Origin of the sequence: Acidibrevibacterium sp. (genome assembly GCF_049965395.1) — a bacterium.
GTDB classification, from domain to species: domain Bacteria; phylum Pseudomonadota; class Alphaproteobacteria; order Acetobacterales; family Acetobacteraceae; genus Acidibrevibacterium; species Acidibrevibacterium fodinaquatile.
On sequence record NZ_JBMFWJ010000061.1, the window covers coordinates 1 to 12,862 of the forward strand.

General features: G+C 64.0%; 10 protein-coding genes. 7 read left to right on the forward strand and 3 right to left on the reverse strand.

The window, feature by feature from the left end; all coding sequences use genetic code 11:
* The first annotated feature begins 339 nt into the window (after positions 1-339).
* The 7 genes from ACP5M5_RS13190 to ACP5M5_RS13220 all read left to right on the forward strand — a co-directional run bounded on the left by ACP5M5_RS13190 (position 340) and on the right by ACP5M5_RS13220 (position 7,677).
* Positions 340-1,233, forward strand: a complete 894-nt coding sequence (locus ACP5M5_RS13190) for an ABC transporter permease subunit (RefSeq protein ID WP_427938082.1) — start codon at positions 340-342, stop codon at positions 1,231-1,233.
* Positions 1,230-2,507 carry a high-affinity branched-chain amino acid ABC transporter permease LivM gene (gene livM / locus ACP5M5_RS13195; protein WP_427938084.1) on the forward strand — a complete coding sequence of 426 codons (1,278 nt, stop codon included), beginning with the start codon at positions 1,230-1,232 and terminating at the stop codon, positions 2,505-2,507. Before ACP5M5_RS13190 ends, livM begins: the two co-directional genes overlap by 4 nt.
* A complete protein-coding gene (locus ACP5M5_RS13200) occupies positions 2,507-3,343 on the forward strand; it encodes an ABC transporter ATP-binding protein (protein ID WP_427938085.1) in 837 nt (278 codons plus the stop codon). The genes livM and ACP5M5_RS13200 overlap by 1 nt, the downstream gene beginning before the upstream one ends.
* Positions 3,340-4,059 (forward strand): ABC transporter ATP-binding protein, encoded by a 720-nt coding sequence (locus ACP5M5_RS13205; RefSeq protein WP_114912269.1) that lies wholly within the window; start codon positions 3,340-3,342, stop codon positions 4,057-4,059. The genes ACP5M5_RS13200 and ACP5M5_RS13205 overlap by 4 nt, the downstream gene beginning before the upstream one ends.
* Positions 4,060-4,110: 51 nt before the next feature.
* Positions 4,111-5,211, forward strand: coding sequence for a branched-chain amino acid ABC transporter substrate-binding protein (locus tag ACP5M5_RS13210; protein WP_427938087.1), 1,101 nt, complete (start codon positions 4,111-4,113; stop codon positions 5,209-5,211).
* A 125-nt stretch (positions 5,212-5,336) separates the two neighbouring features.
* Positions 5,337-6,518, forward strand: coding sequence for a thiolase family protein (locus tag ACP5M5_RS13215; protein ID WP_427938089.1), 1,182 nt, complete (start codon positions 5,337-5,339; stop codon positions 6,516-6,518).
* A 13-nt stretch (positions 6,519-6,531) separates the two neighbouring features.
* Positions 6,532-7,677: an acyl-CoA dehydrogenase family protein gene (locus ACP5M5_RS13220; protein ID WP_427938092.1), complete on the forward strand. Its 1,146-nt coding sequence runs from the start codon at positions 6,532-6,534 to the stop codon at positions 7,675-7,677.
* A gap of 2 nt (positions 7,678-7,679) precedes the next feature.
* Here the strand turns inward: ACP5M5_RS13220 and ACP5M5_RS13225 are convergent, their stop codons facing one another.
* The 3 genes from ACP5M5_RS13225 to ACP5M5_RS13235 form a co-directional block, all read right to left on the reverse strand.
* Positions 7,680-8,465 carry a trypsin-like serine peptidase gene (locus ACP5M5_RS13225; RefSeq protein WP_427938095.1) on the reverse strand — a complete coding sequence of 262 codons (786 nt, stop codon included), beginning with the start codon at positions 8,463-8,465 and terminating at the stop codon, positions 7,680-7,682.
* A 286-nt stretch (positions 8,466-8,751) separates the two neighbouring features.
* On the reverse strand, positions 8,752-11,472 hold the full coding sequence (gene secA, locus ACP5M5_RS13230; RefSeq protein ID WP_427938098.1) for a preprotein translocase subunit SecA: 2,721 nt from the start codon (positions 11,470-11,472) through the stop codon (positions 8,752-8,754).
* 140 nt (positions 11,473-11,612) lie between these two features.
* Positions 11,613-12,677, reverse strand: coding sequence for an NF038122 family metalloprotease (locus ACP5M5_RS13235; RefSeq protein ID WP_427938100.1), 1,065 nt, complete (start codon positions 12,675-12,677; stop codon positions 11,613-11,615).
* Positions 12,678-12,862: the final 185 nt, after the last annotated feature.

Sequence of the window (12,862 nt, forward strand, 5' to 3'; positions counted from 1 at the left end):
TTCTCAGGCACGGAAAAAATTGCGCCGTTAGATCAAAGCGTTGCCTTGCATCAAACTCCTTGCATCAAACTCATGGAGTGGGAGTGACTTGGCATCCTATCCGGGCCGCTCGGGGCGGGCCATGCCGGGCATCGCGCAAGGCCCGCTCCAACCGCGAGTGACGTGCCCCGAGCACCACGTGGCCCTCCGCCATCCCTCGCGCGAGTCAACACGCCCGTCGTCGCAGACGTGATCGCCTTTGTCATCGCCGGTTGTAGCTTGCATGGCTGGCATGCATCATGCTTTGGTTGAGGGATAGACCGGTCAGGGGGGTGCAGTTTGGCTTACGCATGGCAGCAAATGATCAACGGGATCACGCTCGGCATGATCTATGGGCTGATCGCGGTCGGCTATACCATGGTTTACGGTATCATCGGCATGATCAATTTCGCCCATGGCGACGTGTTCATGATCGGCGCCTTTCTCTCGCTGATCGCGCTCTCTGGGCTGGCCTCGCTCGGGATCACCGCGGTGCCGTTGGCGCTCGCCATCACCCTCGTTTTCGCCGCCGCCCTCGCCGCCCTTTATGGCTGGACCATCGAGCGGGTCGCCTATCGGCCGCTGCGCGGCTCGTTCCGCCTCGCGCCGCTGATCAGCGCTATCGGCATGTCGATCACGCTGCAGAATTTCGCCCAGGTATCGCAGGGCGCGCGGGTCAAGCCGCTGGCGCCGCTGCTCCCCGGCGGGCTGGTGCTGACCCGCGCCGGCGGCTTCGCGGTGCAGCTTTCGTGGATGCAGATCGCCATCGCCGTCACCACCATGCTGTGTCTTGGCCTATTCACCTGGCTGGTGACGAAAACGCCGCTCGGGCGGGCGATGCGAGCGTGTGAGCAGGATCTCAAAATGGCGAGCCTGCTCGGCATCGATACCGATCGCACCATCGGCCTCACCTTCGTCATTGGCGCCGCGCTGGCCGCCGTCGCCGGGCTTTTGTTTCTGCTCTATTATGGCGCCATCGATTTTTATATCGGCTTCGTCGCCGGCGTGAAGGCGTTCACCGCGGCCGTCCTTGGCGGCATCGGCTCGCTGCCGGGGGCGGTGCTGGGCGGGTTGCTGATCGGCCTGATCGAGACCTTCTGGTCGGCCTATTTCAGTGTCCAATACAAGGATGTCGCCGCCTTCTCGATCCTCGCCATCACCCTGATCTTTCTCCCGACCGGGCTGCTCGGGCGGGCCGATGTGGAGAAAGTATGAGCCCGCGCGCACCTTTGCTCGACGCCTTCCTCTCCGCCCTGATCGCGCTCGGCTTGTTTGCGCCGATGGTCGGGCTGCAGACCCAAGTTGGCGCCCATGGCATCACGCTGGTGCCACGCCCGCTCGCGGTCGCGGCGCTGGTGGGCGCGGTCTTCGTGCTGCGACTCGCGATCCGGCTCTGGCAGCAAACACGGCACCCGACGGCTGGCGTCGCCGCCGCGAGCCTCACGCGAGCAGCGCGGCATGCCGGGCGCTTTCTCGTCCCTGCCCTGCTCGCACTGGCGCTGCTGATGCCGTTTGTCGCCAGCCGCGCGACGCTCGATCTCGGCATCCTGGTGCTGACCTATGTCATGCTCGGCTGGGGGCTCAACATCGTCGTCGGTCTCGCCGGGCTGCTCGATCTCGGCTATGTCGCGTTTTACGCGGTCGGCGCCTATTCCTATGCGCTGATCGCGCAGGCGACCGGGCTCGGTTTCTGGTCGTGCCTGCCGGCGGCGGGGGCGCTGGCAGCGCTTTGGGGCATCACGCTCGGTTTTCCGGTGCTCCGTCTGCGCGGCGATTATCTCGCCATCGTCACCCTCGCCTTCGGCGAGATCATCCGCATCGTGCTGCTCAATTGGGTCTCGCTCACCGGCGGGCCGAACGGCATCTCCGGCATCCCGCGCCCGACCCTGTTTGGCCTGCGCTTCACGATGACCGACGCGCCCGGCACCTTCGCCGGCTTCTTTCATCTCACCCCGTCCGCGACGCATCGGGTGGTGTTTCTCTATTACGTCATCCTCGCCCTCGCTTTACTGACCAACTGGGTGACGCTCCGGCTCCGCCGCCAGCCGCTCGGGAGGGTCTGGGAGGCCTTGCGCGAGGATGAGATCGCCTGCCGCTCGCTCGGCATCAACATCACCACGACCAAGCTCACCGCCTTCGCCGTCGGCGCCTGTTTCGGCGGCTTCGCTGGCGCGTTTTTCGCCACCCGCCAGGGTTTCATTAGCCCAGAGAGCTTCACCTTCATGGAAAGCGCGACCGTGCTCGCGATCGTCGTGCTCGGCGGCATGGGGAGCCAGCTCGGCGTCGTGCTCGCCGCCCTGGTGATGATCGGCGGGCCGGAGATGTTCCGCGCCCTGGCCGATGACCGCATGCTGATCTTCGGCCTCGCCCTGGTGGTGATGATGGTGTTGCGGCCGCGCGGCCTGGTCACCGAACGCAAGCCTTCGGTCACGCTCGGGGGCGCGGCGCGAGTGATCCCGGCGGCGCTGGTCGCCGAGGGGCGCGGCTGATGGCGGCGATCCCGGCGTTGCTCGAGGTCCGTGGGCTCGGGATGCGGTTCGGCGGTATCGTCGCCCTCGACGATGTCTCCTTCACCGCTCGGCGTGGCGAGATCACCGCCGTGATCGGCCCCAACGGCGCCGGCAAAACTACCGCCTTCAACTGCATCACCGGGTTTTATCGCCCGAGCGTCGGCAGCCTGCATCTGACGCACACCGACGGGCGCGGCTTCGCGCTCGCCGCCATGCCCGGCCATCTCATCGCCCGGCGCGCCCGGGTTGCGCGCACGTTTCAGAATATCCGCCTGTTCGCCGGCATGACGGTGCTCGAAAACCTTTTGGTCGCGCAGCACGTGCCGCTGATGGCGGCGACTGGGCTTGGCGTCCTCGCGATTCTTGGCCTCGGCCGCTACCGCGCCGCCGAGCGTCGCGCCATCGACAAGGCCAAGACCTGGCTGGAACGCATCGATCTCATCGCACGCGCCGACGATCCCGCCGGCGCCCTGCCCTATGGCGCGCAGCGGCGGCTTGAGATCGCGCGGGCGATGTGCATCGACCCCGTCCTGCTTTGTCTTGACGAGCCGGCGGCTGGGCTCAACCCGCGCGAAACGGCGGCGCTCGATGCGCTGTTGCTCGGCATTCGCGAGCAAGGCTGCTCGATTCTGCTCATCGAGCACGATATGGGCATGGTTATGCGTATATCGGATCACATCGTCGTGCTCGATCACGGCCGCAAGATCGGGGATGGCATGCCGGCAGAAATCCGCGCCAATCCGCACGTCATCGCCGCCTATCTCGGCGAGGACGAGGAAGCCGCCGAAGCCCTCGCGCGCGCCGAAGCCCCGTGAGCGCGCTCCTCGAACTCGCCGGCGTCAGCACCTTTTATGGCGCCGTGCAGGCGCTGAAAAACGTCGATCTTCGTGTCGCGGAAGGCGAGATCGTAACCCTGATCGGCGCCAACGGGGCCGGCAAATCGACGCTGATGATGACGATCTGCGGCCAGCCACGGGCGCGTGAGGGGTCCATCCGCTATGATGGCGCCGAAATCTCCGCGCTCCCAACCCATCAGATCATGCGCCGCGGCATCGCTCAGGCACCGGAAGGGCGGCGGATTTTCCCGCGCATGAGCGTGCGCGAAAATCTGCTCATGGGCGCGGAAGGCGCTGGGCAGGCCGCCGACGCGGCAGAGATGGCGCGGGTCCTCACGCTGTTCCCGCGCCTGGCCGAGCGCGAAACGCAGCGCGGCGGCACGCTCTCGGGCGGCGAGCAGCAGATGTTGGCGATCGGCCGCGCCTTGATGGCGCGCCCGCGCCTCCTCTTGCTCGATGAGCCGAGCCTTGGCCTCGCACCGCTCATCGTGCGCCAGATTTTCCAGGCGATCCGAACGCTCAACCGCGAAACCGGGCTCACCGTGCTCCTCGTCGAGCAGAATGCCTATCAGGCGCTGCGGCTTGCCCATCGTGGCTATGTGCTGGTCAATGGCGCCATTACCATGGCCGGCACCGGCGCCGAATTGCTGGCGCGGCCGGAAATCCACGCCGCCTATCTCGAAGGCGGACAGTGACGGGACGAGACGCCGCCACCCCATCGCACATCCCAGAAGGAGATGGATCTCATGATGAAGCCTCTACTACTCGCCGGCACCGTTTTACTCCCCTGCGCCCTCGCCGCACCGGCCATGGCCCAAATTCAGATCGCCTCCGCCGGCCCGCTCACCGGCTCGAACGCCACCTTCGGCGCTCAGATGAAGGAGGGCGCCGAGCAGGCGGTCGCCGATATCAACGCCCATGGCGGCGTGCTCGGCAAGCAGCTGGTGTTGACCGAGGGCGATGACGCCTGCGACCCCAAGCAGGCGGTCTCGATCGCCAATCAGCTCGCCGACAAGGGCGTGGTGTTCGTCGATGGGCATTTCTGCTCCTCGAGTTCGATCCCGGCGAGCAAGGTCTATCTCGAACAGGGGGTGTTGCAGATTTCGCCGGCCTCCACCAACCCTGCCTTCACCGACAATGGGGGCTGGAACACGTTCCGCGTCTGCGGCCGCGATGACCAACAGGGACAGGTGGCGGGCGAGTACATCGCCGCCCACTTCAAAGGCCAGCACATCGCCATCCTGCATGACAACACCGCCTATGGCAAAGGGCTCGCCGACGAGACCAAGAAGTTCATGAACAAAGCCGGGCTCGAGGAAACCCTCTATAGCGCCTATGTGCCTGGCGAGCGCGATTATTCGGCGCTGGTCAGCCGGCTCAAGGCCGCGGACATCACTGTAATCTATCTCGGCGGCTATCAAACCGAGGCCGGGCTGATCGTCCGCCAAGCCAAGGAGCAAGGGATGAAGGTCACACTGATCAGCGGCGATGCCCTCGTCACCTCGGAATTCTGGCAGATCACGGGCGCGACCGGCGAGGGAACGATGATGACCTTCGCCTCCGATCCGCGCAAACGCCCGGCCGCCGCCGCCGTCGTCAAGGAATTCGAGGCGAAAAACATCGACCCCGAGGGTTATGTGCTCTATTCCTACGCCGCCGTGCAAATCTGGGCGGAAGCGGCGCAGAAGGCCGGCACGGTCGATCCGAAAAAAGTCGCCGCCGAGCTGAAATCGGGTGGCCCGTGGGAGAGCGTGCTCGGCCCGATTAGCTTCGACGCCAAGGGCGACGTGACCAAGCCGGATTACGTCTTCTATATCTGGCACGACGGCAGCTACCACGAAATGTGAGCCGCGTCTGACCCGAAAGCGGCGTGCCGGCGCGCTCGCCCCACGTCGCGCTTTCGCCCCGATTGACGACGGCGACGCGCCTTGCGAGGGTTGCGGCCAAGAAGTCCTCGGGAGGAGACGAAGTCATGTCGCGAGAGCCGGTTATCATCGATGCCGTTCGTTCCCCTATGGGCCGCGGCAAGGCTGGCGGGGCCTTGTCCGGCCTGCATCCAGTGGAGCTTCTCGCCGCCGTGCTCGAGGGGTTGGTCGAACGCAACGATCTCGATCCCGGCGCCGTCGATGACGTGATCATCGGCTGTGTCAGCCGGGTCGGCGAACAATCCTCGACGGTGGGGCGCATGGCTTGGCTTGCGGCCGGCTATCCCGAGCATGTGCCGGCGACCACCATCGACCGCATGTGCGGCTCCGGCCAGCAGGCGATCCATTTCGCCGCCCAAGGGATCAAAGCCGGTGTCTATGACATCGTCATCGCTGGTGGCGTCGAATCGATGAGCCGGGTGCCGATCGGCTCCGCCCGTCTTGACCGCGATCCGGTCGGCCCGCGTGTCAGCGCGCGCTACGCGCCGGGGCTGATCCATCAGGGGGTTTCGGCGGAGCTGGTCGCGGCGCGCTATGGCCTGTCGCGCGAGGCGATGGACGCCTATTCCGCCGCCTCGCATCAGCGCGCCGCACGGGCCCGCGCCGCCGGCGACTTCAGCGCCGAGATCGTCCCGGTCGCGATCGACAATGTCTTGGTGACGGAAGACGAAACCATCCGCCCGGCGACGACGCCCGAAACTCTTGCCGCCCTTTCTCCCGCTTTCGAAACGCCGTCCTATGCGGCGCGGTTTCCGGAAATTTCATGGTCGATCACCGCCGGCAACTCGTCGCAGATCACCGATGGCGCGAGCGCGCTTTTGCTGATGAGCGAGGACGCCGCCCGACGCCTCGGCGCGACACCGCGGGCGCGCTTCGTCGGCTTTGATGTCTGTGGCGATGATCCGCTGCTGATGCTAACGGCGCCGATCCCGGCGACAGAGCGGGTGTTGCGCAAAGCCGGGATGGCGCTCGCCGATATCGATCATGTCGAGGTCAATGAAGCCTTCGCCCCGGTGCCGCTCGCTTGGGCCAAGGCGGTCGGCGGTGACCCGGAAAAACTCAATCCGCTCGGCGGCGCGATCGCGCTCGGCCATCCGCTCGGGGCGTCGGGCGCGCGGCTGATGACGACGATGTTGCACGCTTTGCACCGAAACGGCGGACGCTATGGCCTGCAGACGATGTGCGAAGCGGGCGGCATGGCGAACGCGACGATCATCGAGCGGCTGTGAGCGGGAGTGGGCGATGGACGCGAGCGCTGCCGATCAAACCGCGGAACTGACGCTTTTTCGGGAGACCGTGCGGCGGTTTTTCGCCGCCGAAGTCGTGCCGCATATCACGGCCTGGCGAAAAGCCGGCATAGTCGCGCGTGAGGCTTGGCGCCGAGCCGGCGCGGCAGGCCTCCTTTGTGCCAGCATGCCAGCGGAATTCGGCGGCGGCGGCGGCGATTTTCGTCATGAAGCGATCCTGATCGAGGAACTCGCCGCGATCGGCTTCAGCGATTTCGCGATCTCGCTGCACAACGCCATCATCGCGCCCTACCTTCTCGCTTACGGGAGCGAGACACAAAAGCGCCGCTGGTTGCCGCGCATGGCTTCTGGCGACATGGTCGCGGCGATCGCCATGACGGAGCCCGACGCGGGCTCTGATTTGCAAGCGATCCGCACCACGGCGCGGCGAGTGGGCGATACCTATGTCCTCAATGGCCAGAAAACCTTCATCAGCAATGGCCAGCTCGCCGACCTCGTCATCGTCGCCGCCAAGACGCGGGTTGATGCCGGAGCGAAGGGGATTTCGCTGATCGTCGTCGAAACCCGCGATGCGCCCGGCTTTCGGCGCGGCCGCAATCTCGAAAAGATCGGCAAACACGCGCAAGACACCTCCGAGCTCTTCTTTGACGATGTCGTGGTGCCGGCGGAGAATCTGCTCGGCAGCGAACCCGATCGTGGCTTCGTGCAATTGATGCAGCAATTGCCGCAAGAGCGCCTGGTGATCGCCGTCGGCGCCGTCGCCGCGATGGAAGCGGCGCTCGCCGAGACCATCGCCTATGTTCGCAGCCGCCGCGCCTTTGGCAAGACCTTGATGGAATTTCAAAACACCCGCTTCGTGCTCGCCGAAGCCAAGACCACGACGCAGGTCGCGCGGGTCTTCGTCGATGACTGTATCGCGCGGCTGCTCGCCGGAACCCTCGATGTCAGCACCGCCGCGATGGCGAAATACTGGACGAGCGAAATGCAGGGCAAGGTCATCGATTCTTGTCTGCAATTTTTCGGCGGCTATGGCTTCATGGCGGAATACCCCATCGCGCATCGCTATACCGATGCCCGGGTGCAAAGACTCTATGGCGGTAGCAACGAAATCATGAAAGAGCTGATCGCGCGCGGTCTGTGACGTTATCGCCCGATCGCGCTCGTCGGAATCGCCGCCGCCGGCACCGCGATCCCGCCGGCATGATCGACGACGGAGCCGATTTGGACGCCAGCGACCCGCCATTCGCCACTGCCGAGACGAAATAAGAGCGGCGCGCCACTGGTGCCGGACGTCGCATGGCAGGTGTGATGCAAAAGCACAGCGCCGCGCGCGTCGCGGATCTGCTCGGCAATCAGGCAATGGAGATCGGCTTCGATAATTTCGATGTGATCCTTGCTGTAGCCGCCGAGCAAGGCTGGCGTGCCTCGGGGCGGCAGTGTGCGGTCGAGGCGAAGATACTCGCCCTCGCGGACCAAAGGCGCGGAGAGCGTCAGAACCGCCCAATCGGCGCCGGCGCTCTCTGACTCGTGAAACGGATCATACCCAGGCGCGATGGTGAAATCGGCGACGAGGGCGACCCCGGCGGCGGCGCCGCGACTGGTCGCCAGCAGAAAATGGATCAGACGCGGTTGAATGATGAGGCGGGTGCGCTCGCGAAAAAGACAATGCGCCGCGGTGATCGCGGTGCGCGGCCCGACCATGAAGCCGGTGCAGCGGCTGCCGAGCGCGGTTTGCACGCGGCCCAGCGCCCGCCAGGGAAAATCGGCGGGATTGACCGGTTGGCGGTCGTCATTGCGGCCGATGCCGGGGAGAATGGTGGCCGACGGCGATGGTTCGGCAAACTGAACGTCAGCCGCGAGCGGCATCTCTGAAAACGGCAAACTCGCAACCGACAGCATCGAGCCAAACGCCGCCGCGCGCCATGCCATCACGCCCAAAATGCGAGAGAGTATTGTGTGCTTTAGCCACGTCATATGGCGCCGTGGGAGCGCAAATCACGCCGCGCCTCGGCATGAATGATCGCGGGGAAGATACGGCGAGGCGCGCACGTCGACCGCAACCTCGGTGTCGCTGACTTCACCATCAACCAGGGGAGAGGCATGGAGATTGCCCTACGGTCTCAATGTCGAAAAGCAGAGGCGACACCTAAACCAGCCGCTGTGGCAAACACGAAGATAACCAGCGGTCAGGGCGTCCACGCGTGCGAAACTCCGCTCAGCTGCGGCCGTGGCAATGCTTGTATTTCTTCCCCGAGCCGCACGGACACGGCGCGTTGCGCGGCGTATTGGCCCATGGGTCGGCGCTGGCCTGATCCTCCGCCGCGGCCGCGATGGTCGCAACCCCGCCTTCTTCGGCGCCGATCGGCGCGAAGGCCTGCATGACCGGCATCGGCGCCGGATGCAGCTCCGCCATCGCTTGCTGCCGCGGCTGAAAATCTGGCGCCGGCGGCGCATCGGGAGACAGCTCGACACGTGCGAGCAGCATCGTCACCCGCTCCTTCAGGTCATCGAGCATGGCATTGAACAGCGCAAACGCCTCGCTTTTGTATTCGTTCAACGGGTCGCGCTGGCCATAGGCGCGCAGACCGATGCCCTGGCGCAAATGATCGAGCGCGAGAAGATGTTCTTTCCATGCCTGATCGAGCACCTGCAGCAGCAGCGACTTCTCGATGAAGCGCATCAGATCGGGGCCAACATTAGAAGCCTTGGCGGCGAGCTGGGTTTCGGCTGCGCGCACGATGCGGCGCTCCACCTCCTCGCCGGTGATATTCTCCTCTTTCGCCCATTCGCCAATCGGCAAATCGAGATTGAGAACCCGGCGAACATCGTCGGCGAGTTCGGCGCTCTGCCATTGTTCGGCGAAGCTTCGTTCCGAAATGCGGCGGGCGATCAAGGTCGCGATCACCTCTTCGCGCATGTCGTTGATGATTTGGTTGACATCCTCGCTATGCATGAATTCGCGGCGCTGGGCATAGACTTCTTTCCGCTGCGCATTCACCACATCGTCGTAACGCAAAACATTCTTGCGCATGTCGAAATTGCGCGCTTCGACTTTTTTCTGCGCTTTTTCGAGGGCTTTGTTGATCCAGGGATGGACGATCGCCTCGCCGTCCTTGAGGCCGAGCTTTTGCAGCAATCCGCCCATCCGGTCGGAGCCGAAGATGCGCATGAGATCGTCTTCGAGGGAGAGGAAAAACCGCGAGGCGCCAGGATCGCCCTGGCGGCCAGAGCGACCGCGCAATTGATTGTCGATGCGCCGGCTTTCATGCCGCTCGGTGCCGATCACGAACAGCCCGCCGGCTTGCTTGACGATCGCCTCGGCGGCGGCGATTTCGGCGCGGATCGCCTCGGCGCGGGCGGCGCGGGAGGCATCATCGGCGATTTCGGCGAGTTCATGCTTCAAGCGCATCTCAAGATTGCCGCCGAGCTTGATGTCGGTGCCGCGCCCGGCCATGTTGGTCGCGATGGTCACCGCGCCAGGGGCGCCGGCTTGCGCGACAATCTCCGCTTCCTGTTCGTGAAAGCGGGCGTTGAGCACGGCATGCGGGATTTTTTTCTTCTTGAGTATACCGCTCAAGATTTCGCTTTTCTCGATACTGACGGTGCCGACCAAGACGGGTTGGCGGCGGGTGCGGCATTCGGCGATGAGCTTTGCCACTGCCTCATATTTTTCCGCAGCCGTGCGATAGACCTCGTCATCCTGATCATCGCGCGTCACCGCGACATTGGTCGGGATTTCGACGACGTCGAGCTTATAGATCTCGGCGAATTCGTCGGCCTCGGTCATCGCGGTGCCGGTCATGCCGGCGAGCTTGGGATAGAGGCGAAAATAATTCTGGAAGGTGATCGAGGCCAAGGTCTGATTTTCAGGCTGAATCTCGACATGCTCTTTGGCTTCGAGCGCTTGATGCAGCCCCTCCGAATAGCGCCTGCCCTCCATCATCCGGCCGGTGAATTCATCGATGATGATCACCTTGCCCTGACGCACGATGTAGTCGACGTCGCGGGTGAACAATGTGTGCGCGCGCAAGGATTGCTGCACGTGATGGACGAGGGTGACATTGAAAATATCATAGAGATTGCCCTCGGTCAGGATGCCGGCGGCCCGCAGCGCATCTTCGACCGCGTTGGCGCCGGCTTCGGTCAGGGTCGCGGTGCGGAGTTTTTCGTCCTTGTCGAAATTGCTCGGCTCCTTGACGATCACGGCGACAACTTCGTCGACGCGGCGATAGAGATCGGAGGAATCCTCGGCCGGCCCAGAGATGATCAACGGCGTGCGCGCCTCGTCGATCAGGATGCTGTCAACCTCGTCGACGATGGCATAGGCGAAATCGCGCTGCACCATGTCCTCGAGCCGGTATTTCATGTTGTCGCGCAGATAGTCGAAGCCGAATTCGTTATTGGTGCCGTACGTGATATCGGCGGCATAGGCAGCGCGGCGTTCAGCGTCGTCGAGACCATGGACGATGACCCCGGTGGTCATGCCGAGAAAGGCGTAAATCTGGCCCATCCATTCGGCGTCGCGGCGGGCGAGATAGTCGTTCACCGTCACCACATGCACGCCCTTGCCGGCCAGCGCATTGAGATAGACCGGAAGCGTCGCGACCAGAGTTTTCCCCTCGCCGGTTTTCATCTCGGCGATTTTACCGTCATGCAGCACCATGCCGCCGATCAATTGTACATCGAAATGGCGGAGCCCGAGCGTCCGCTTCGCCGCCTCGCGCACGGTCGCGAAAGCTTCCGGCAGAATATCGTCGAGGCTCGCCCCCTCTCTCAGGCGGGTGCGAAGGGCCGCGGTCTGACCCCGCAGCGCCTCATCCGAGAGCGCCGCTATCGTCGGTTCGAGCGCATTGATGTCGGGAACCCGGCGCTGATAGGCTTTGAGCGAGCGATCATTGGCCGTGCCGAAGAGTGAGCGAGCGATGCGGGCGAACATGCGATAGCCTTCCGGGTCAGGCGCTGGCGACAAGACACCGCCTGTCCCCACGCCATGGCTGGGACAGGGGTCTCGCTGTCAGATAAGCCGCCCCCCGGCGCCGGTCAACGCGGCGGAGGGCGGGGATGTCCCTTCGGGCATTACGCCTGACGCGCGCTCCGGCGGCGTGCGGCGGCGAAACCGGCAAGCGCGCTGCCGAGCAGAATGAGACTGGCCGGCTCGGGCACCTCATCATAGCCGATCGCTTGGAGGGCGAGAACTTCCGGCGAATTCTGGCTCAAGGCGATATTCGCGCCGCTCTGGAACGCGTCCTGCACCTCCGGCGGATTGGTCGGCTGCCCCGGATTGGTCGCGTCCCCCCAATCCGCAAAATCGCCAGAGGAGTCCTGATTGAAGGTTTCGATGCTGGTCTGCCCGCCATCGAGCGAGAAATAGGAACTGGCCGAGCCGGAGGTGGTATAGCTCGGCGTGCCGGGCGCGGCATAGCGAAACAGATCGAGCGGGCCGATGGTGCCCAAGCCATTGATGATCGGCTGCCCCGCTGAATTGAGCGTACCCCCACTGGCCGCGATATTGAGGGTCGAGCCCGGCCCGCCGATGCCGAGCACCTCGTCGATCTCATGCTGGATCACCGGGTTCGCGGCATAGGTGCCATTACCGCCGAAGCCAGCCAGATAATTGGTGCTGAGCGTGATGATCCCATCGAAATTGCCCGGCGCCCCGACATTGGTGACGACTCCTGGCGCATTGAAGCCGAGCGCGCGCAAATCGGCGGTGGTCGCCATGATCTGCGACGCCTGGTTGCCGGTCGCGAGATGATTATAGCCGCCAAGTTCCGCCGCGTTCTGATTTGCCGTGGCATTGGCATAAAGCGCCGCGGTATAGTTTGCGTAGGGCAGCAGCCCGGTTGAGGACAGACTCTTCCCAAGAAAACTCGTGGGACTATTCGTGCTGCCTTGGACCTGGAAATCGATCGCGACCGTGATCGGATTGATGAAGGTCTGGTCGTAAAACGCAATCGCGTTGGTGATATCGCTTTCGATCGTCGTGGCATCGGCGCTGGTGGTGATCGAGGAGGAAAATGTCGGGTCGATGGTCAGCGCCCGCGCCGGCCTGGCCGCCCCGGCGAGCAGCGCAACGCTCAGTAGCGGCGCCCCCCAAAAACACGCCAAGCGGATTGCACGCGAGACGAGAACAGCAGCCATTGCTAAAACTCCGAATTCGCAAGCAAGATGAGCGGTCTTGTCTCGCCTAGGGATGTCGTCTCATAACGAGAAATTCCTCTCGACGTCAATATGGTTTAGCGCTTGCCTAAAAATCTCTTAAATTATTAATTTTCGATATAATAATTAACGTTTTAGTATGTGTTGAGACGACGGCGCGCGGCCAG

What these genes read in the sequence shown, in the direction of transcription:
- ACP5M5_RS13220 (WP_427938092.1), top strand. Translation starts at nt 6,532, where the DNA reads ATGGACGCGAGCGCTGCCGATCAAACCGCGGAACTGACGCTTTTTCGG.
- ACP5M5_RS13225 (WP_427938095.1), bottom strand. Translation starts at nt 8,465, where the DNA reads ATGGCATGGCGCGCGGCGGCGTTTGGCTCGATGCTGTCGGTTGCGAGT.
- ACP5M5_RS13190 (WP_427938082.1), top strand. Translation starts at nt 340, where the DNA reads ATGATCAACGGGATCACGCTCGGCATGATCTATGGGCTGATCGCGGTC.
- ACP5M5_RS13235 (WP_427938100.1), bottom strand. Translation starts at nt 12,677, where the DNA reads ATGGCTGCTGTTCTCGTCTCGCGTGCAATCCGCTTGGCGTGTTTTTGG.
- ACP5M5_RS13215 (WP_427938089.1), top strand. Translation starts at nt 5,337, where the DNA reads ATGTCGCGAGAGCCGGTTATCATCGATGCCGTTCGTTCCCCTATGGGC.
- ACP5M5_RS13210 (WP_427938087.1), top strand. Translation starts at nt 4,111, where the DNA reads ATGATGAAGCCTCTACTACTCGCCGGCACCGTTTTACTCCCCTGCGCC.
- secA (WP_427938098.1), bottom strand. Translation starts at nt 11,472, where the DNA reads ATGTTCGCCCGCATCGCTCGCTCACTCTTCGGCACGGCCAATGATCGC.
- ACP5M5_RS13200 (WP_427938085.1), top strand. Translation starts at nt 2,507, where the DNA reads ATGGCGGCGATCCCGGCGTTGCTCGAGGTCCGTGGGCTCGGGATGCGG.
- livM (WP_427938084.1), top strand. Translation starts at nt 1,230, where the DNA reads ATGAGCCCGCGCGCACCTTTGCTCGACGCCTTCCTCTCCGCCCTGATC.